This is a genomic window from Burkholderia sp. WSM2230 (genome assembly GCF_000472445.1).
Taxonomy (GTDB): domain Bacteria; phylum Pseudomonadota; class Gammaproteobacteria; order Burkholderiales; family Burkholderiaceae; genus Paraburkholderia.
Map to the genome: position 1 here is coordinate 1,103,655 of NZ_AXAJ01000001.1, position 18,707 is coordinate 1,122,361.

Consider the following 18,707-nt stretch of genomic DNA (forward strand, 5'->3'; position numbering starts at 1 on the left):
AGCCGCGTCAACGGGGCGTCCGCCTGATACCTCCACGCCGATGTTCAGGCGTGGCGCGTGATGTCGCCGGCAAGCCGCGGCAGAATCGACGCGGCGATCTTGCGCACGAGCCCCGACGCATGCCGCTCGCTCCAGATCGCCTCCATCCGCACGCTGCCGACGGTCGCCGGCAGTTCCCGGAAACGCACTCCGGGGAATGCGCTGAGCGCATACGCACGCGGCACCAGCGACACGCCGAAGCCGAGCCGTACCATCTGAAAGATCGTCAGCGGGTTGCGCGCGCTGTGCCGGAACTCCGGGCTGAAGCCCGCTTCGTGACAGCAGGCGACGATCGCATCGAAAACGGCCGGGCCATGCTCGCGCGCCAGGCCGACCATCGCTTCATTGGCGAGATCGGCCAGGCCGAACTCCGGTTTGCTCGCGAGCCAATGGCGCTCGGGCACGACGGCCACGAGCGCCTCGCTAAAAATCGGCGCGTGACTGAGCTTCATCCGGTCGGGTCGCACATGGACGATGCCGAGATCGAGCGTGCCTTGTGCAACCGCGACCACCTGATCTTGCGACTGCATGTCGTTGATTGAAATTTCGACGTGCGGAAACGCTTCCCGCATCAGCGTGAGGAAGGTGGGCATGACACTGAACAGCGCGGACGTGGCGACCCCGACACGCAACGCGCCCGCGTCGCTATTGGCAGTTCGCACCGTCGCATTGACGGCCGTGCGCATTTGATCGAGCAACAGGCGGCTCTCGCGCAGAAATACGACGCCCGCGTCGGTCAGCCTGACCTCGCGTTTGGTCCGCGCAAATAGCTGCACGCCCATTTCCGTTTCGAGCACCTTGATATGCTGCGACAGCGGCGGCTGGGAAATGTGCAATCGTTCTGCGGCACGGCTGAAACTCAATTCCTCCGCGACCGCAACGAAGGATCGCAAATGCCTCATGTCCATGATGTAACGCCTGATAACGCGGGATGAGCGGAGCGGCCCGGCGCGAACGCGAACGGGCCGGGAAGTAATGCAGATTCTAGCGGGAGCGTGCGGCGCGGCGAAGTCGCACGGCGAGAGGAGCGAATCGGCGCGCACGGCGCTGATAACGAGCGAACGCCGGCGCCCACACTGGCGCAAAAACGGCGCGGGCCCGCGCGCTGCGAGCCGGCGCCGCTTCACGTGCGAGCCTTCAGCCGAGCACGCAGGTGATCGCGCGCACGGGTGTATCCGGCGTCGCGGACAGCAGCGCGTCGAGTACCGCATCGACACGCGCGCCCGACACGCTGAGCTGTGCATTGCCGCGAAACTTGCCGACGATGTCGTCGAGCGACAGCGCGCGCTCGCCGCTGCCCAGGTTGACCGGCACATGGGCGCGCAGCGTGCGGCCATCGGCGAGCGTGATGCTGACCGCGCCCGAGAAGTACTTCGGAAAACTGGAGCCGGCCTCTTTCACGCACGCGGTTTTCGCGGCCAGCGCGAGAATCGCCGGATCGTGCAGGCTGTCGTCGCTGAGCTCCGCCAGTGTGAAGCGGTTGCGCGCAAAGCATGCGGCGACGACGAATTGCGCGCTGAACTTGGCTTCGTAGTCGCTCTTCGGCACGAGCTTGGCGCTCGCCGGCTCGGCGACGATCGGCAGCGTGGCTTCGGGCAGTTCGCACACGATATGCTCGATCGTTGCGTCGGGACCGATCTCGCGGCGCAATTGCAGCGCAGCTTCGGCGCAACCATGAATGAAGTGGCACACCGGATACGGCTTGATCGACGTGTCGAGCATCGCCCAATCCGAGCCGAGACCCGCGGCGATCGAATCGGCATCGACTTCGCTGGCAAATCCCTGAAGGTGCGTGTCGAGCAGACCGAAGCGGCCTTCGTACGGGCGACGCGGACCGGCAAAGGCCGCCTGCGCCAGATGCGCGGCGGTGATGCCGGCGAGCGCGCCCCAGCCGGGATGCATCCGCTTGGTCCACGCGCCGTTCTCGAGAAACACCTGCACGCCGGACGCGGTGCTCGCCGCGATTCCCTGCGCGCTGAGCAACTGCTCGGCGCTCAGGCCCAGCAACTTGCCCGCGACGATTGCCGAACTGAAGTGCGAGACGATGCCGGTCGCGTGAAAGCCGACGCGATGGAAGCCGCCTTTGACCGCGCGGCCGAGACGGATTGCCGTTTCCATGCCGGCCACATAGGCGGCGAGCATCTGCCCGAAGCTCGCGTCGTTCGCTTCGGCAAGTGCGAGCGCGGCGGGCAGACAGGCCACCGACGGATGCACGATGCTGGCCGGATGGGTGTCGTCGAAATCGAGGCCGTGAATCAGGTAGCCGTTCGCGAGCGCGGCATCGCGCGGCGCAAGACGCATGTCGCCGCCGATGACGGTCGCGACGCCGGTTCCCGCGGCGGCGCGAATCCCTTGCAACCCCGGCGCGGCGAACGGGAACTGGTGAGACGCGAACGCGAGGCCGATTGCATCGACGATATGTTCGACGGATTTCCGCTGAACGGTAGCTGGAATCGCGTCGAGCCGCAGATCGTGCGCGAACGCTGCCAGCGCTTCACCAACGTTGACGGCAGGTTGGGGCAGTACGGAGGTGCTGTGCATGGTGTCGGTGGGTTAGCTTTGACGAGCCGCATCACCGATCCGGTAGGTGCGCGCGGCAGTGTTGTAGAACAGGTCGGCCTTCTCGGTATCGCTCGCGTTCGCAGCCAGCCGCTTGAACGCATTCCAGACCGTCGCATAGCTCGCGGAGCAGCGATCCACCGGGAAGTTGCTTTCGAACATGCAGCGTTGTGCGCCGAAGACATCGAGCACCGCTTCGACGCTCGGACGCCACGCGTTGGCGAGAGTCGCCGACGACGGCGGCGCGCTCTGGCTGACGAAGTCGTAGCCGAACACGGTGGTGCCGTAGCCGCCGATTTTCATCACAATGTTCGGGCACGCGGCGAGCGGCGCAAGCAAGGGCAACCATTCGTCGAAAGCGGCCCGCGAGTTGGCCGCGTACGGGCCGACGCCGAGCAGTCCGCCGATATGATCGAGCACGATCGTTGTCTCCGGCACTGCGCGCGCGAGGTCGATCACATCCTGAAGCTGCGTGTGATAGACCCATGCGTCGAACGTCAGAGCATGCCGCGCGAGCTGGCGCATTCCCGCGTGGAATGCCTTGTCCGCGTAGAGTCCCAGTGGCGGCCGCGGCAGCACGCCATGCTTGAAAGCTTCATGGCGCGAGGCCGCGTAGCGGATGCCGCGAAAGCGCCCTTTGCCCGCGTCGATCTGCGCGGCCAGCACTTCTTCCACCGCATCGCCGAGCAGCAGGTCTGCATAGCCGACGATGCCCGCAGCCACCTCGGTCAGCGCGCCGCGCGCGCGGGCTGTTTCAGCGAGTGTGACCACGGCTTCGGTTTCGCCGACCGGCTTCAGATGTTCGGGGCCGTCGCTGCGGTACTCCCAGCCGCATTGCACATACACCGTGTTCTCGATGCGGTGGCCCGCGCCGGTATCGCTCAACAGGTCGTCAAGACCGTAGCCGCCCCAGTGGTGCGAAAAGTGATGATGCGGGTCGATGATGCGGCGCTGCGGTTCCAGCACCGCTTCGCTGCCGAGCGCGAGCCAGGCGGGCTGCGGATGGCGGGTCGGCAATAGCGGCGGGTCCGGCTGGACGACGGTCTGGGTCGATGGCTCCAAGTGTGTCTCCTCCAAAGATTTATTTGCTGCTCGGATGAATGCCCCTTGATGCGCGGATTCATTCGTCCGGCCTCGGGTCCTCAAGCATCGGCGAGCGCCGTGAGGACCTTGCGACAAGCATACCGGGATCATTGCCGCCGCCGTAGCGGGCGATTCATTCGTTATGCCTATAGGTCTATCCGACAGTGCAAATTGTTTTCGACGCGGCGCGGGCATACCTTTGCTTCCGTGCAGACCGTTGCCCACTTCATCGCGAGGACCACCCACATCATGACTTCAGCCCAGCCGCGACACATGGCGCTCGTCGCTTTCCTTCAGGCGCAGAACTGCAGCAATTACGCGGGTTCGTGGCGGCATCCGTCGAGCATGACGGACTATCTGTCTCCCGAGTATTACCAGCGGATCGCCCGCACGCTCGAAGAAGGCAAGTTCGACATGGCGTTCTTCGACGATCGCCTCGCGATGCCCGACATCTACGGCAACAGCCATCGCGAGACGGTGCGCCACGGCGTGCGCGCGATCAAGCTCGAGCCGACCTCGGTACTGATGGCGATGGCGATGGCCACGTCGCATCTCGGTCTGGGCGCGACCTATTCGACCACGTACTACGAGCCGTTTCATGTCGCGCGGCTGTTCGCGACGCTCGACCTGATGACGAAGGGCCGCGTCGCATGGAACGTAGTGACCTCGATGAACGACTCGGAGGCGGCCAACTTCGGCGCTTCGAGTCATCTCGACCACGATCTGCGCTACGACCGCGCCGACGAGTTCATGGAAGTGGTAATGGGCCATTGGGACACATGGCGGGAAGGCGCGATCGTCGCCGATAAACAGGAAAACTATTTCGCGGACCCCTCGAAGGTCACCCGGCTCGATCACCAGGGCCGCTTCTTCAATTCTCGCGGCCCGCTGACGGTGCCGCGTTCGCCGCAAGGCCATCCGGTGATTCTGCAAGCCGGCCAGAGCGGCCGCGGACTGACCTTCGCCGCACGCTGGGCCGAAGTCGTGTTCGCCAAATACCCGACGCTCGCCAACGGCATCAAGCAATACGAAGGATTGAAGGCGCGCGCGGTCGCGGCGGGACGCAGTCGCGATTCGATCAGGATCTGCGCGGAGGTGAAGATTATCGTCGGCAGCACCGAGGCCGAGGCGCGCGAGAAGCAGCAGCTTATCGACTCGCTGTCACGGCCGATCGACGGTCTCACGATGATCGGCGAAACGCTCAACATCGATTTTTCGGGCCGTCCGTACGACCAGCCGTTCACCGACGAAGAACTCGCCGCCGTGTCGTGGCAGAGCCTACGCGACAAGGTGATCGAAGTCAGTGGCAAGCGTAATCCGTCGGTGAAGGATTTCGTCGAGGCGTCCGGGCGCGGCACCTTGCGCGACGGTCCGTGTTTTGTCGGCACCGGATCTCAGGTAGCGGAGCAGATGATCGAATGGTTCGACAAGGCTTGCGACGGCTTCGTGCTGTCGGCGACCTACGTGCCCGGCACCTACGAGGACATCGTGCGGCTGGTGGTGCCCGAGTTGCAGAAGCGCGGCGTGTTCCGCAAGGAGTACGGCGACAGCACGCTGCGCAGCCATCTGGGTTTGCGCAAGCCGCTGGCAGGCGACTGGCGCACGCCGTCGTGAGCGGCGCGGGATTCCAACCAGAGAGGGAGAACCCGTCGAAATGACGTCGAAGACAGTACGCATGATGTCGGCCAGCGGCATCCTCGGTTATGGCTTTCCGGAAGCTTCGATTCGCGCGGCGCTCGAGCGCAAGCCGCATATGTTCGGCGTGGACGGCGGCAGCTCGGACCCGGGACCGTATTACCTTGGCTCCGGCAAGACGCTGAATTCGCGCCTCGCGATGAAGCGCGACCTGTCGCTCCTGCTGCGGGCGGCGATCGGTTCCGGCGTGCCGATGATGGTCGGCACCGCCGGCGGCGCGGGCGGCGAGCCGCATCTGCAAGTGTGCGCGGAACTGGTGCGCGAGATCGCGCGCGAACACGATCTGCACTTCAGGCTTGCGTTGATCCACGCCGAGCAGCCGAAGGAGTATCTGAAACGGCGTCTCGGCGAAGGGCGGATTCGCGCGCTGGACGGCGCGCCGCCGCTCGACGAAGCGGCGCTCGACGGCGCCCGCCGCATCGTCGGCATGATGGGCCCCGAGCCGTATCGCGCCGCGCTCGAAGCGGGCGCGCAGGTGATTTTGGGCGGCCGCGGCACCGATCCTTCGCCGTGGGTGGCGCTGGCGATGCATCACGGCCTGCCCGCCGCGCCGTCCTGGTACGCCGGCAAGATGCTCGAATGCGCATGCAACGCGGCGATTCCGAAGAAGCACGATTGTCTGCTCGTGACTGTCGGCGAAGACTATGTGGAAGCCGAGCCGATGAATCCGGAGCTGCGCTGCACGCCGCTGTCCGTCGCGGTGCAGGCGCTGCACGAGACCGCGAGCCCGGTGATTCGTCACGAGCCCGGCGGCCTTGTCGATACCCGCGATTGCCGGATCGAAGCGCTGACCGACCGGGTAGTGCGCGTCACCGGCATGCGCTGGCAGCCGCAGCCTTACTCGGTGAAGCTGGAAGGCGTGCGCAGCGTCGGCTTCAGCGCGGTCACGTTCGCCGCCACCCGCGACCCCGGTTTGATCGCGCAACTCGATACCTTCGTCGAGTTCGTGCGCGAGTCGACCGCGACCAAGGTGCGGGCGCTCGGCATTGCCGACGACGCGTATCGGCTGGTGCTGCGCGTCTATGGCCGCAATGGCGTGATGGGTCCGTGGGAGCCGGCGTCCGGGGCAATGCCGGTCGAGATGGCGATCGTCGCCGAGGTGATCGGCGTGAGCCAGGAGATCGCCAGCGCGGCGCTGTCGCTGGCGCGCGTGACGCTGCTGCATTCCGATTTCGCCGGCCGCATGTGCCGCGAGGGCAACATGGCGTTCCCGTTCTCGCCGTCCGACATCGAGCGCGGCGAAGTCTACGAGTTCATGCTGCAGCACGTCGTGCTGCCGGACGATCCATACGAAATGTTCCCGATCGACTACGAGGAGGTCTGACGATGGTCCGCCTGAGAGACATCGCGAAGGCCTGCAAGAGCAAGAACGCAGGACCTTTCCACATCACGCTCGACATCATGTTCGACGATGCGGCGCTGTTCGACAAAGTGCGTGCGTCGGGCGTGATCAGCGCCGGGCTGATCGCGTCGCTGTACAAGGTCGACGTCGAGCAGGTGCTGTTCACCGAATATCCGCCTGCGCTTGCGTGGAAGGCGACGCTGCCGCGCCGGATCGCGTCGGGCGCGATCGGCGATACGGACATCTACGGCGCGCAACAGCACGCGCCGCTGCTCGATATCGAAGTGCCGCTGTAGCGCGGGCGCTGCCGGCACCGCAGGCCCAGCGCGGTCACGATACACAGCAACGAATCAATCAAGGTCAATCGACATGCAACACGACAATCCGCTAACCGACACATGCCCGGACGCGCTGTCCGCGCAGCGTTCCGAACCGCGAGAGCCCGGCAATGCCGCCGCCGATTCCGCCGGTTCCGCCGCCGATTCCGCCCGGCAGGCAGCGCACGCACAGCGGCAGCACCGCGAGCCGTTGGCAAGCCGGTCGGCGCCCGGCCTCGCGCGCCGACCGGCCAGTGACGGCGCAACCGGTTTCGACACCGTGCCGGCGGCGATCCGCGCAATCGAACGCGGCGAGTTCGTGATCGTCGTCGACGACGAGAATCGCGAGAACGAAGGCGACCTGATCATTGCCGCCGATGCGGTCACGCCGGAAGCGCTGGCCTTCATGGTGCGGCACACGAGCGGGCTGATCTGCGTGTCGATGCCGGGTCGCGTGCTCGACCGGCTGAATCTGCCGCCGATGATTCAAAACAACGACGAGCCGTTTCGAACCGCGTTCGCGGTGAGCGTCGATTTGCGCCACGGCGTGACGACCGGCATATCCGCAGCCGACCGCACGGCGACGATCGCCGCGCTTGCTTCGCCGAAAGCGGTGGCGGACGACTTCGTGCGGCCGGGCCATGTCTTCCCGCTGCGCGCGCGGGAAGGCGGCGTGACCGAGCGGCGCGGCCATACCGAGGCGGCCTACGACCTCGTGCGCCTGGCCGGACGCGGCTATGCCGGCGCGCTCTGCGAGCTGGTCAACGACGACGGCACGATGGCACGGCGTCCCGACCTGGTGCGCTTCGCTATCGCACACGGCCTGACCCTGATCTCGATCGCGCAGTTGCTCGCCTATTGCGGCGCTGCCGAAAACGCCTGACCGTAGAGAGAAAAAACCATGCATACCTTCGACAGCCAGAGCCTGCGCAAAACCCTCGGCGCATTCACGACGGGCGTCACCGTCATCACCACGCTGGATCCGCAGGGGAGGCGCTTCGGCGTCACCGCGAACTCGTTCAGTTCGGTGTCGCTCGATCCGCCGCTCGTGTTGTGGAGCCAGTCGACCACGTCGCGCAGCCATTTGGCGTTTCGCGACACCGAGCGGTTCGTCGTCAACATACTCGCGGTCGATCAGATTCATGTGTCGGATCGCTTCGCGCGTTCGAGCGACGACAAGTTCAGCGGCATCGAGATCGACGAAGGTCTCGGCGGACTGCCGATCATTCGCGGCGCGTCCGCGTTTCTCGAATGCCGCAAGATCGCGACGTATCCAGGCGGCGATCACGTCGTGTACATCGGTCAGGTCGAAAATCTGTTTCGCGGCGAGCGGCCGCCGCTCGCGTTTCGTGACGGCAAATATCTGACGCGCCTCGCTCACGACCTGGCCGAAGCCTAACCATTGGCGTAAGCGGCGCATTCGCGCGGGCGCTGGTCCCGACGCGCAGACGGCGCAGCGCGGGCTCGAACGACAGGCGCGGACTACGCGTTTTTCCCTACGCCGCGGCGCTTCGATCGCAGCACAGCGGGGCTTGCCTGCGTGCTACCATCGACCGATCCCTCATTGACCGATACGTGCGACGCCGCGCCGCGAGCGGCCGGCGCTCTGCCCGCCGCCCGATCTCATGGACAATCCGTCGTTCCGCTTCCATCTCCCCGAACTGGAGACCTTTCTCGTGGTGCTTGAGGAAGGGCAGTTCAGCAAGGCGGCCGAACGGCTCTGCATTTCCCAACCTACTGCGTCGAGCCGCGTGAAGAAGCTCGAGTCGGTGCTGCGTGTTCAACTTCTAGTGCGCACGACCCGCAGCGTCGAACCGACAGAAGAAGGCCGCCTGCTGCAGGCCGCGGCCAGTGAAGCGCTGAGCGGCCTGTACGACGTGTTGCGCCAGTTCCGGGGCCGCGCCGAGGCCGCGCGCAATCGCGTGGTGGTCGCCGCGACACCAATGATCGCCGCGACCTTTCTGCCGCAAATCATTCATTCGTATTGCGAGCGTTTTCCCGACGTCAGCGTCCAGTTGAAAGACATGCCGTATGAAAGCGTGCTCAAAACCATTGCCGACGGCAACGCCGATCTCGGCGTCGCGGCAATCGACGGCGACTACGACAACCTGCTGTTTCGCCCGCTCGCCGAGGAACCGGTGGTGCTGATGGCGCCCGCCGCGCATCCGATCACAACAGCGCAGCGGGTGACGGTGGAAATGCTGTTGCCGTATCGGTTGATTCTGCTCGCGCGTTACGGCGATCTGCGGCAGCGCCTCGCGCGCGCGTTCGATGAGCGCGGAGCAGTATTCGACGCGGCGACCGCCGCCACGCTGCCCACGTTGCTCGGCATGATCGACACCGGTGGCTTCTTGACCTTCATGCCCCGTTCGCTGGCGGGAGCGAACGCGCGCCGCAATCGCGCGACGCTCGAATTGAGCGACTTCCATGCAAGCCGCTGCTACGGCAGCATTGTCACCAGAAAGGCGGCGCCGACTACCGCGATCAAGAGTTTTCGCGACCATTTGCATAACGAATTCCCCGCGTCCATGCACGGCGCGGGGGTGCCGTCGTAAGTCCAACCGGCCACTCGGTCATTCGGCGCGCTTGCCGCTTTCGCGTTTGCGCTTGCATGAAAAAAGGCGCCACGGCCGTAACCGTGGCGCCTTTCGCTTCCGGGCACGCGACGCGCGTGCCGCCTCAGGGTGTGCCGCTTCCGATGACCGACGCCGCCGGGACCGCCGCGTCGTTGTTCGGCTGCGTGCGCTCGGCGGCAAAACCGACCTGGTGCGCGCGGTGACGCAGCTTCACGTAGCCGATGCCGCCGAACGTGGCGATCGTTCCCGCCACCGACACCATGCCTGCCAGATACCACCACGAGCCGGTCGTGTGCATCAGCCATTCGGCGATCAGCGGAGTGGGAGCACTGAAGAGGATCGACGCGATTGCGCCTGACACCGCGACGCCCGTATACCGATATTCGGCCGGGAACAGTTCGGCGCTCATGCTGCCGACGACACCATAGGTGGTGACCTGTCCGCAGACCATTGTCAGCGACAGCGCGATGCCGACCAGCAGCGGATTCGCGGTATTGAGCGTCAGGAACAGCGGTACGCTGCCCAGCACCGCGAACAGCGTGCCGAAGAAGAACACGCGATGCGCGCCGATCCTGTCCGCGTAAGCGCAAATCAGCGGAAACGCGATCAGATCGATCAGCGACGCGAGCATCACGAGGTTGAACGTGGTCGCTTGCGGCAGCTTCAAGTGATAGGTCGCATACGACACGAAGTAGGTCGCCACCATGTAGAACACGACCGCGAACGACGCCGACATCGCGGTGGCCACCAGCGTGGGCAGTTTCGCGTGACGCAGGACATCGGCAAGCGGCAGCTTCACGCGTCGGCCGCTCGCCTGCACGCGCTTGAAGTCTTCCGATTCGGCGACACCGAGGCGGATGATCAGCCCGATCAGCACCAGCGCGAAGCCCGCGATGAACGGTACGCGCCAACCCCACGCCAGACGCTCGGCGGGCGGCAGAAGGCCGACGAGCGCCATCGCTCCGGTCGACAGAAACAGCCCGAAGCCGCTACCCATTTGCGGCGCCGCGCCGTACAGACGGACTTTGTGGCGGGGCGCGTTCTCGACCGCGACCAGAACCGCGCCGCCCCATTCGCCGCCGACCGCGAGACCTTGCAGCAGGCGCAAGGTGACCAGCAACACGGGAGCCAGCATGCCGATCTGCTGGTACGTCGGCAGCAGACCAATCGCGCCGGTCGCAACGCCCATCAGGACGAGCGTAAAGATCATCGTCGATTTGCGGCCGATGCGGTCGCCGAGATGGCCGAAGATGAACGCGCCGAGCGGGCGAGCCAGAAACGCCACGCCGAACGACGCGAACGCGATCAAGCGCGCGACAGACGCGTCCTTGTTAGGAAAGAACAGCGGTCCAAAATAGAGCGCGGCGGCCGTGCCATAAATGAAATATTCGTACCATTCGACCGACGTGCCGACGCAGCTCGAAATAAGCGCGCGTCGTGCCTGCCTGACCTTGTCGACCCCGGTCCGGGTGCCTTGCTGTGCCATGCTGTCTCCTGATTCGAATGTTGTGCCGGGAGCCGGTCCACGCGATGCGCGGCATCGGCTCTGCAGCCGGCTACGTCACATTCTGGGCAACCCGCAGTAAAGCATCCATGCGTAGACTAAATAGGTTAATTGGCTTTTTGGAAGAATGGGCGGCAAAGACGTCCTGCGGCGGCGGCTTCGCTTCGGGTAGAGCGAAGGAAAGAGTTGTCAACGGCCGACGCCCGCCAAGGCAACGTGGAAGCCTTGGAGGTGGCCCCTGAGGACCGGCTGTCGGGCTGCAGACCTATCGTGACGACACCGCTCGCCCCCAGGATGGACGTACCGGCACATTGCCTACGCGGCAACTACTGACGGAGCAGGTCGATTTCAGCGAGAAAGGAAGTGGGTTGCACGTACAGATGGGTTGGGCTCTGCTCGACGCTATCGGGCAAGAACGAGCCGGGTGCAAACGTTCCTGCGAAAGCGCACCGTGTCGGGCGCTCAGCGCATGAAGAGTCCCCCATTGATGTCCCAGCACGCGCCGTTGGCAAAGTAGGCATCGGCGGAAGCGAGCAATACGGCGACGTCTGCGACATAGCTCGCGGAGCCCAGGCGGCCTACCGGAATGCCCGCAATCACCTTGTGCAGTTTCTCTGCCGGTACGCTTTCGTGCACGACAGCCAGATCAAGTGGACCCGGCGCTATTGCGTTGACGGTCACACCGTGCGCGGCGAGATCGCGCGCAAAAGTTTTGGTTAGCGTAATGGCGCCGCCTTTGGCCGCGGCGTAGTGGGCACCGGTAGCGGAGCCGCCGTTCTGTCCCGCGAGGGAGGCGATGTTGACGATGCGTCCGGCGCCTTGCATCGCAAAGTGCTGCCCGAACACCTGACAGCCAAACAACACGCTGCGAAGATTGACGTCCATCACCTCGTCAAATTGCTCGGCGGTTATATCCATTGCCGGCACGATCTTCGATACGCCCGCATTGTTCACGAGCACGTCAATCGCACCCCACCGGTCGAGCAGCGCATCGCGTGCCGCTTCAAAATCTGCCTTCTTCGTTACGTCGAGCTTCACGGCGAATGCGCTCGCTGCGTCGCTGCTCAGCTCGCGCGCGAGTCTTTGGGCAGCATCGACAGCGATATCGCCCAGCGCGACGTTGTAGCCGGCATGATGGAAGCGGCGCGTCACCGCTTCACCGAGGCCGCGGGCAGCGCCGGTCACGAGCACGACTCTCTTCGTCATGGTGTCAGCTCTGTCGTTCCGCATTGCAAGCGAGCATCGCTTCGATGTACGCGGCGACGGCGCAAACCGTCTCGTCATCGCCTCGACGGCCGACAATCTGCAACCCCGCCTTGAGCGGCGTTCGGTCGATCGGGACCGGTAATGTCAGCGCCGGATGGCCGCTCAGGTTGAACGGCCGGATAAGCGACGACATTGCGATCACCGAAGTGCCCGCTCTGGCGGCCTCGATCGTGATGGGCAGCGAGGGCAGCGTCGGAAGGATGAGGACGTCCGAGTCTTCCAGCACGTGGTCGACCTGGTCTGTGAAGACGCGACGGATGCGCTCGGCTGCAACGAGTTCCGAGTCCTGCGTGTTCGCGGCCGCGCTCAGACGGGCCATGATGTCCGGGCCGAGTTTTCCGCTGCCGACGAGATGACCGAACGCATGCCACGTCTCGGCGTTGATGACGGCAAGCCCCGCCGTGAAGGCGTCACGCAGGGATTTGATCTGTACGGCACGCGACGCCAGTCCGCTGCGTGTGACGGCAGCCGCCACCGCATCGCGGATTTCGCCGTCGGCTTCCACTTCGGGCAGCGCGACGCGCAGTCCGGTCACGTCGCGGCGTGCATGGTCGCCCCGGAACGCCGCATCGATCGCGAGCATCACGTCGATGATGCTGTTCATGTCCCGTGCAAAAGGACCGACACAGTCAAGGGATGTCTGGCGCGGCGCGACCCCTTCGCGCGACACGCGTCTGAACGTCGGCTTCAGTCCGATGACGCCGCAACATGCGGCGGGGCAGCGCACGGAACCGCCGGTATCGGTGCCGAGGGCCGCATCGGCGAGGTGCAATCCTACCGCCGATGCCGAGCCGCTCGACGAACCGCCGGGAATGCGAGCCGGATCTTGCGGGTTGACAGGCGTCCCGCTGAAGTCGTTGATTCCTGTCATGCCGAACGCGAGTTCGTGCATGTTTGCCTTGCCCGTAATGCGCCAGCCTGCATTGAGGAGACGCTGCACGACTTCTGCATGCCGCGGCGCGGGCGGCGCATCGGCAAGCGCGCGGCTGGCCGCAGTCGTCGGATAGCCGGCGACGTCGATGCTGTCCTTGATTGCAATTGTCGGTGCATCCGCAACGGCGTGCGAAGCGAGATCGAACATTCGGAGATAGGCGCTCATGCACGGACTCCTTGCGCGGGGTTCATCTGCCAGGGCGCGTCGAAAATACGCTCCGTGCGGAAGTGACGAATCAACCAGACCTCTTCACTGTGCGGCGAAGGATTGAAATCCACTTCGAGTCGCGCTGCGACGAGTTCGGCTTTCGCATCGACATAGCCGGATGCCTGCAACATGATCCAGCGGCCTTTCGCCGTGTTGCCTTGCACCTCGATATGCTCGCTCGTGAGAAAGTGGACGTTCGTCGCAAAGTGCGGCGTGGGCGGCAGGTAGCGTTGCAGCATCGTGACGATGGCGCTCGGCCCCTGCAAGCGGCCGAACTTGTCCGCATACTGCGGACCGATGCCTTCCCACACGGCATCATCGCTAAAAAGCGCCGCCAGCGATTCACCGTCGAGTGCGCGTGCCGGCACATCGCAGAGCGCCATGTATCGGGCAATGGTCTTGCGAACGGCGTTGTGCGCTTCCAGCAGGCGCAAGCGCAGCTGCAGGCTTTCAATGGTCGTGTCCGTCATGATTCACGCCTCGTTGGCAACGGCGGGCGGAACCGTCAGCGCGCGCCCGACACGCGCCTCGATCTTGCCGTAGCGCCAAAGGTTGTATTCGCCCACAGGCGTCGTGCGATACAGATTGCAGACCGCAACGGCGGTGTCGAAGTCGGCGACGTCGGCCATGATGTAGAACGTCCACGGTGCCCCTTCGGCGTTGCCAACGACAAGCCGGTCGTCATCCATGACACCCAACACTCGTACGTTCTGCATTGCTTCGATGGCATTGAGCATGTTGCCGTACGCCCGCCATACCTCGCCGATCTGCTCACGCGGCAAGTCGAAGAAGTTCTGCGTGACGCCGCAGCAGAAGAGTACGCGCAGCGGCAGGTTTTGAGTGTCGATCGTCATTTTTTTCCTCTCGAGCCGAACGACGAGTCCGGCGCCGGGATCACGGCAAACGGGTCTGACTGCGTCCGACTTCGACTTATCGGCCCAACGCGCGCGCGGTCTTGCCGCCCAATCCGAAATCGGTATTGGGGATGTCTTTGATCATGACGCGCGTGGACTGCAAAGGCACATTCAGGACGGAGGCGGTGGTCTCCGACAAATGCCTGATCAGCGCTCCTTTCTGCGCCTCTGTGCGGCCCGCAATCAAGATCGCGATAATGACCGGCAACCCAGCGGGCGTCAGCTTTCCGCCTAGCCCGATGTTCGAGGCCGGCAACTCCGACAGTAGAATGCGCACCGACTCGGCGGGCGCGCCAATGGCGTCGACGGTCGCTTGAGTCAGATCCTGGATGAGCGATGCCTTGCGCTCGTCGGAGTGACCTTGGGGCAGATAGATTTCGAGTGTCGGCATGGTCGGATAGGCGCGATTGAAGTTCAAAGCAGGAAGCCGATGGCGTTCAGTGCTTCGGTCGAATTAATCAGGCGGATAACTTTCTCGACGAGCATCGGCTCTCCGTTAGACATCCTGATCTTATGCGTCAGATCCGCGGCGAAAATGGTCGACAGGCCGCGCTTGTACGCAATGATGATCTGCGAGGACTTCACTTCGACGAGGTCCGCGCTATCCGAAGACCGCGTGAAGCGCGACACGGTGCGCACCGTACGCGCGGCGTCGGCGGCGGACGCCGAACAGCCGGAGGTCATACGCTGCACACGCAGTTCGCGCATGTGCTGGTCGTCGAATGCGTAGTTCAGTGTCGCTTCGTAGTCGGTTGTGTCGGGATCGATAGGCACCACATAAATGCCGTCGGGGTCCCACAGTTCGAGCCATGCGCGGTAATCGCGCCGGTCCAGAAGTTCGGCTTCGCGCCAGATGAATTCGATAGCGCGAGCAAAGGTCTGGTCGGAGAGAAGTGCGTTACGGTCGTCCATCATGCCTGCTCCATCATTGCGCGCCATTGTCTATAGGCTTCGCGCATCCCGGTTTCGTCGGTTGCGTGCGCGGTCTTCTCTCCGTTCGATGCGGTCGTTTCGCGATTCAGCCCGCGGTTCACCAGGATAGGTACGTCGGGGCCGGCGTATGAGCCGCGCTGCACGCGTTCCCATGCTTCGGCATCGTCGGGGCTGCCGAAACCGAACGGCCCCTGAAAGTGTTCATGAATGCGCAGCCGCACGCGGTTCGCCTCTTCGGGGCCGCCGTCCATGGCGAGCGCGACGTGGCGAATCTCCGTCTCTTCGGCCGAGATCGGGCGCAGCACGCGGAAGAACGCCATCGACAACGCGAGGTTCGGAAACAGATTCAGATTGAAGCCGACGCCCATCAGCGAACGCACGATGCGCCGTACTTCCTCCGGCGTGTGCTTCTGCGCGAGTTGCGCGGCGAGTTCGTTGAAGCGGTCGGGCAGCGGGGCGCCGTCGTCCTTGTCCAGATCGACGATTTCCGGCACCAGTACGGCGAGGCTGTGGCCGTTGCCGAGCGAGCGGCAGAAGGCTTCTTCGCTCGTCATGAAGCTCGTGATGACGGCAGCCGTTTCGTCGTCGATAGACTTCATCCAGGACTTATGCACGACGGGAAAGTGATAGAGGTCAGTCGTGTTTTCCAGCTGGATCTTCCAGTTGCCCTTGAACTTGAACTTATGCTCGCCGTTGGCTTTGATGGGATAGCCCGCGCCTTGCTTCATGAACAGGTCGATCCATGGCTTCGCACCGCCGAGAAAGTCTTCGAGCGATTCGATGTCTTCGTTGAAGCTCGCGAAAATCAGGCCCTGATAGACGCCCACGAGCAGCTTCTTGAGCGGCAGATCCCTTTTCTCGCATACGCCTTCGTAGCCGTCGCCGTAGGGCAGCGCGCGCAGCGTCCCGTCGAGCGCGTACGACCAGCTGTGATACGGGCACGTGAAGCCTTTCGCATTGCCCTTGTGCTCTTCGCACACGGTCGCACCGCGATGACGGCAGCGATTCTGCAGTACGTTCACGGCTCCCGTTTTGTCCCGCACGACGATGACCGGCTGGCGGCCGATGGTCGTCGTGACGAAGTCGCCGGGCTTCGGCAACTCGCTGTCATGAGCAACCCACACCCACGTCTTGTAGAAGATGCGTTCGAGTTCTTCCTCGAAGAGCTGCGGATCGTAGTACAGCGAAGGCGCAATGCGATCGGACTGCGCGCGCTTTGCGAGCGCGCTCGTGTCGATGGTTTGATAGGTCGGCGTACTCATCGTATTCCTGGGGAGAAGTTGAGTGGCTGATTGAGCGACTAACACGAGCCTGGCCGTGCACTCGGCGCATCCTCTCGTTGACATGAGTCTCGCTTTTCGAAGATCATGCGTCAAATCGATTAAAAACGGGTCGCTCAATCAGTGCGGCCGATATCTGGAACTGTCTGCCATGACCTCCATCGACCACATCGATCTCAATCTTCTGCGCGTTTTCCAGGCTATCGTGGAAGAGCGCAGCCTGACGCGCGCAGGCGAGCGGCTCGCGCTCTCGCAACCGGCGGTCAGCTATTCGCTCGGGCGATTGCGCACCTTGTTCGACGACACGCTGTTCATCCGCACGCGGGCGGGCATGCAGCCCACGCCCGTCGCGCTGGAGTTGGCCGAGATCGTGGGACGCGCGCTCGATACCGTGCGGCAGGCTTTGCGTTATGCCGAACGCTTCGATCCGGCGACGAGCACGCGAACATTTCGCCTGTCGCTGTCGGATGCAGGGGAGATGGCGTATCTCCCAGCCATCTGCGCCGCGTTACACGACGCCGCGCCGCGCGCGAAGCTGGTCGTTGAGCCATTGCCCATTGAAGAGATAGAAGAGGCGTTGCGCTCGAGTCGGCTGGATTTTGCGATCGGCAACTTGCCTTCGCTGTTGCCGCGCACGCGCCATTGCGTGCTCTTCGAGGAATCGTATGTGTGCATGACGCGCGAACGCGACGATCTGCCCGAAGGCAAGAAGCTCAAACTCGAGCATTTTCTTGCTGCCTCACACGTTCAGGTTCGCTCGATCGAGCACAGCCATGACGCGCTGGACGACGCGCTGCGCGGACAAGGCGTCGGGCGCAATATCGCACTGGCGCTACCGCATTTCGTGGCGGTGCCCGGCGTGCTGGCTGCAACGGACCTGTTCGCCACGCTGCCGGAAAAGCTCGCACATATCCTCAATCGAGGCGACGCGTTCCGCATCTACGCAATGCCGGTGCCGCTGCCGAGAGTGGCCGTGACCATGCACTGGCACGAGCACTTCCACGAGGACGAAGGCCTCGCGTGGATGCGCAGCCTCATGACCGACACCCTCGCGAGCTTCAAGAAGATGTGATCGCGCTCAGAGATCGAGCACCAGCACAGGTGAGCGAGAACGCGACACGCAGCAGCAGATTACCGTGTTGCTCGCACGTTCTGCTTTGCTCAGGCAGTGATCGCGATGTTCGGGTTCGCCGCTCACGACATCGACCATGCACGTACCGCACACGCCTTCGCCGCACGACGTATCGACTTCGATGCCGATGGAGGCGAGCGCGTCGACGATGGACGTACTCTTGTCCACGCGAACCGTTTGTCCGCTGCTTGCGAGTTGCACCTCGAAGCTGTCCAGCGACGTTTCGGCCGCCACGGTGGGCTCGGCCTTGAAGCGCTCGAGATGAATCGCATCCGCAGGCAGGCGGGCTTTTGCCGTCTCCACGACAGCATCCATGAAGGCGCTCGGGCCGCACGTGTAGACATGCGCGTCAGGACCGGCATCGCTGATACATTCGGCGAGCTTGCTACGCTGTTGATTCCGCTCGACGCCGAAATGCAGTTTCACGTGGGCGCTGAACGGTGCGCGCGTCAGCAGCGTCATGAAAGCCGCGTGCGCCTCGCTGCGCGCGAAGTAGTGCAGCGTGAAGCGCGCATCGCTCGCAACGAGCCGATACGCCATCGACAGCAATGGCGTGATGCCGATGCCCGCGGCAATCAGAATGTGCTCGCTTGCCGCCGGGTCGAGCTGGAAGAGATTGCGCGGCGCGCCGACGGCCAGTTCGGTGCCCACGGTCACTTCTTCGTGAAGCGAACGAGAACCGCCGCGCGACTGCTCTTCCTTCTTCACCGCGAAGATCTGCGTCTCGAGACAGGCGGGATCGCCGCAAAGCGAATACTGACGTGTCACGCCCGAAGGACTGGTGACGTCGATATGCGCACCCGGCTCGTAGGGTTCGAACGGCGCGCCGTCGATTCTGGAGACGCTGAACGACCGCACGCCATGCGCTTCCTCGCGCAACGCGTCGACTCGGACTTTCACGGTGTGAGCTTGCATGATCGCCTTCC

The 18,707-nt window shown here is 64.1% G+C and carries 19 protein-coding genes; 7 read left to right on the forward strand and 12 right to left on the reverse strand.

The window, feature by feature from the left end:
• Nucleotides 1-44 precede the first annotated feature (44 nt).
• From A3AC_RS0105030 to A3AC_RS0105040, 3 genes are all read right to left on the reverse strand, one after another.
• Nucleotides 45-947: a LysR family transcriptional regulator gene (locus A3AC_RS0105030; protein WP_025597715.1), complete on the reverse strand. Its 903-nt coding sequence runs from the start codon at nt 945-947 to the stop codon at nt 45-47.
• Nucleotides 948-1,176: 229 nt separating this feature from the next.
• Complete coding sequence (locus tag A3AC_RS0105035) at nt 1,177-2,580, reverse strand: MmgE/PrpD family protein (RefSeq protein ID WP_025597716.1); 1,404 nt, start codon at nt 2,578-2,580, stop codon at nt 1,177-1,179.
• A gap of 12 nt (nt 2,581-2,592) precedes the next feature.
• Complete coding sequence (locus tag A3AC_RS0105040; RefSeq protein WP_051361565.1) at nt 2,593-3,660, reverse strand: amidohydrolase family protein; 1,068 nt, start codon at nt 3,658-3,660, stop codon at nt 2,593-2,595.
• Between the two features lie 270 nt (nt 3,661-3,930).
• Between A3AC_RS0105040 and A3AC_RS0105045 the strand changes: the two genes are divergently transcribed.
• From A3AC_RS0105045 to A3AC_RS0105070, 6 genes are all read left to right on the forward strand, one after another.
• Nucleotides 3,931-5,295: an LLM class flavin-dependent oxidoreductase gene (locus tag A3AC_RS0105045; protein ID WP_025597718.1), complete on the forward strand. Its 1,365-nt coding sequence runs from the start codon at nt 3,931-3,933 to the stop codon at nt 5,293-5,295.
• Nucleotides 5,296-5,335: 40 nt separating this feature from the next.
• Nucleotides 5,336-6,700: an acyclic terpene utilization AtuA family protein gene (locus A3AC_RS0105050; protein WP_232231892.1), complete on the forward strand. Its 1,365-nt coding sequence runs from the start codon at nt 5,336-5,338 to the stop codon at nt 6,698-6,700.
• 2 nt (nt 6,701-6,702) lie between these two features.
• Nucleotides 6,703-7,014 carry a DUF4387 domain-containing protein gene (locus A3AC_RS0105055; RefSeq protein ID WP_025597720.1) on the forward strand — a complete coding sequence of 104 codons (312 nt, stop codon included), beginning with the start codon at nt 6,703-6,705 and terminating at the stop codon, nt 7,012-7,014.
• A gap of 301 nt (nt 7,015-7,315) precedes the next feature.
• Complete coding sequence (gene ribB, locus A3AC_RS29030; protein WP_232231893.1) at nt 7,316-7,918, forward strand: 3,4-dihydroxy-2-butanone-4-phosphate synthase; 603 nt, start codon at nt 7,316-7,318, stop codon at nt 7,916-7,918.
• Nucleotides 7,919-7,936: 18 nt separating this feature from the next.
• Nucleotides 7,937-8,434, forward strand: coding sequence for a flavin reductase family protein (locus A3AC_RS0105065; protein WP_025597722.1), 498 nt, complete (start codon nt 7,937-7,939; stop codon nt 8,432-8,434).
• Between the two features lie 226 nt (nt 8,435-8,660).
• Nucleotides 8,661-9,590: a LysR family transcriptional regulator gene (locus A3AC_RS0105070; protein WP_025597723.1), complete on the forward strand. Its 930-nt coding sequence runs from the start codon at nt 8,661-8,663 to the stop codon at nt 9,588-9,590.
• A gap of 124 nt (nt 9,591-9,714) precedes the next feature.
• On the opposite strand, the gene A3AC_RS0105075 is transcribed toward A3AC_RS0105070, so the two are convergent.
• From A3AC_RS0105075 to A3AC_RS0105110, 8 genes are all read right to left on the reverse strand, one after another.
• Nucleotides 9,715-11,097 carry an MFS transporter gene (locus tag A3AC_RS0105075; protein WP_025597724.1) on the reverse strand — a complete coding sequence of 461 codons (1,383 nt, stop codon included), beginning with the start codon at nt 11,095-11,097 and terminating at the stop codon, nt 9,715-9,717.
• A gap of 480 nt (nt 11,098-11,577) precedes the next feature.
• Nucleotides 11,578-12,321, reverse strand: coding sequence for an SDR family NAD(P)-dependent oxidoreductase (locus A3AC_RS0105080; RefSeq protein WP_025597725.1), 744 nt, complete (start codon nt 12,319-12,321; stop codon nt 11,578-11,580).
• Nucleotides 12,322-12,325: 4 nt separating this feature from the next.
• On the reverse strand, nt 12,326-13,480 hold the full coding sequence (locus tag A3AC_RS0105085; RefSeq protein WP_025597726.1) for an amidase: 1,155 nt from the start codon (nt 13,478-13,480) through the stop codon (nt 12,326-12,328).
• Nucleotides 13,477-13,992 (reverse strand): nuclear transport factor 2 family protein, encoded by a 516-nt coding sequence (locus tag A3AC_RS0105090; protein WP_025597727.1) that lies wholly within the window; start codon nt 13,990-13,992, stop codon nt 13,477-13,479. The genes A3AC_RS0105085 and A3AC_RS0105090 overlap by 4 nt, the downstream gene beginning before the upstream one ends.
• Before the next feature lie 3 nt (nt 13,993-13,995).
• Nucleotides 13,996-14,376 (reverse strand): hypothetical protein, encoded by a 381-nt coding sequence (locus tag A3AC_RS0105095; RefSeq protein ID WP_025597728.1) that lies wholly within the window; start codon nt 14,374-14,376, stop codon nt 13,996-13,998.
• Between the two features lie 76 nt (nt 14,377-14,452).
• On the reverse strand, nt 14,453-14,827 hold the full coding sequence (locus tag A3AC_RS0105100; protein ID WP_025597729.1) for a tautomerase family protein: 375 nt from the start codon (nt 14,825-14,827) through the stop codon (nt 14,453-14,455).
• Between the two features lie 23 nt (nt 14,828-14,850).
• On the reverse strand, nt 14,851-15,351 hold the full coding sequence (locus A3AC_RS0105105; protein ID WP_025597730.1) for an aromatic-ring-hydroxylating dioxygenase subunit beta: 501 nt from the start codon (nt 15,349-15,351) through the stop codon (nt 14,851-14,853).
• Nucleotides 15,348-16,631, reverse strand: coding sequence for an aromatic ring-hydroxylating oxygenase subunit alpha (locus A3AC_RS0105110; RefSeq protein ID WP_025597731.1), 1,284 nt, complete (start codon nt 16,629-16,631; stop codon nt 15,348-15,350). Before A3AC_RS0105110 ends, A3AC_RS0105105 begins: the two co-directional genes overlap by 4 nt.
• A 169-nt stretch (nt 16,632-16,800) precedes the next feature.
• Here A3AC_RS0105110 and A3AC_RS0105115 point away from each other — a divergent pair, with 169 nt between their 5' ends.
• A complete protein-coding gene (locus A3AC_RS0105115; RefSeq protein WP_025597732.1) occupies nt 16,801-17,721 on the forward strand; it encodes a LysR family transcriptional regulator in 921 nt (306 codons plus the stop codon).
• 6 nt (nt 17,722-17,727) lie between these two features.
• On the opposite strand, the gene A3AC_RS0105120 is transcribed toward A3AC_RS0105115, so the two are convergent.
• A complete protein-coding gene (locus A3AC_RS0105120) occupies nt 17,728-18,696 on the reverse strand; it encodes a PDR/VanB family oxidoreductase (RefSeq protein WP_025597733.1) in 969 nt (322 codons plus the stop codon).
• Between the last annotated feature and the right edge of the window lie 11 nt (nt 18,697-18,707).

Bases quoted from the DNA above. Each gene is read 5' to 3' on its own strand.
- A3AC_RS0105085 (WP_025597726.1), bottom strand. From the start codon at position 13,480: ATGAGCGCCTATCTCCGAATGTTCGATCTCGCTTCGCACGCCGTTGCG.
- A3AC_RS0105045 (WP_025597718.1), top strand. From the start codon at position 3,931: ATGACTTCAGCCCAGCCGCGACACATGGCGCTCGTCGCTTTCCTTCAG.
- A3AC_RS0105095 (WP_025597728.1), bottom strand. From the start codon at position 14,376: ATGACGATCGACACTCAAAACCTGCCGCTGCGCGTACTCTTCTGCTGC.
- A3AC_RS0105035 (WP_025597716.1), bottom strand. From the start codon at position 2,580: ATGCACAGCACCTCCGTACTGCCCCAACCTGCCGTCAACGTTGGTGAA.
- A3AC_RS0105075 (WP_025597724.1), bottom strand. From the start codon at position 11,097: ATGGCACAGCAAGGCACCCGGACCGGGGTCGACAAGGTCAGGCAGGCA.
- A3AC_RS0105120 (WP_025597733.1), bottom strand. From the start codon at position 18,696: ATGCAAGCTCACACCGTGAAAGTCCGAGTCGACGCGTTGCGCGAGGAA.
- A3AC_RS0105055 (WP_025597720.1), top strand. From the start codon at position 6,703: ATGGTCCGCCTGAGAGACATCGCGAAGGCCTGCAAGAGCAAGAACGCA.
- A3AC_RS0105070 (WP_025597723.1), top strand. From the start codon at position 8,661: ATGGACAATCCGTCGTTCCGCTTCCATCTCCCCGAACTGGAGACCTTT.
- A3AC_RS0105080 (WP_025597725.1), bottom strand. From the start codon at position 12,321: ATGACGAAGAGAGTCGTGCTCGTGACCGGCGCTGCCCGCGGCCTCGGT.
- A3AC_RS0105105 (WP_025597730.1), bottom strand. From the start codon at position 15,351: ATGATGGACGACCGTAACGCACTTCTCTCCGACCAGACCTTTGCTCGC.
- A3AC_RS0105030 (WP_025597715.1), bottom strand. From the start codon at position 947: ATGGACATGAGGCATTTGCGATCCTTCGTTGCGGTCGCGGAGGAATTG.
- A3AC_RS0105090 (WP_025597727.1), bottom strand. From the start codon at position 13,992: ATGACGGACACGACCATTGAAAGCCTGCAGCTGCGCTTGCGCCTGCTG.
- A3AC_RS0105100 (WP_025597729.1), bottom strand. From the start codon at position 14,827: ATGCCGACACTCGAAATCTATCTGCCCCAAGGTCACTCCGACGAGCGC.
- A3AC_RS0105115 (WP_025597732.1), top strand. From the start codon at position 16,801: ATGACCTCCATCGACCACATCGATCTCAATCTTCTGCGCGTTTTCCAG.
- A3AC_RS0105110 (WP_025597731.1), bottom strand. From the start codon at position 16,631: ATGAGTACGCCGACCTATCAAACCATCGACACGAGCGCGCTCGCAAAG.
- A3AC_RS0105065 (WP_025597722.1), top strand. From the start codon at position 7,937: ATGCATACCTTCGACAGCCAGAGCCTGCGCAAAACCCTCGGCGCATTC.
- A3AC_RS0105050 (WP_232231892.1), top strand. From the start codon at position 5,336: ATGACGTCGAAGACAGTACGCATGATGTCGGCCAGCGGCATCCTCGGT.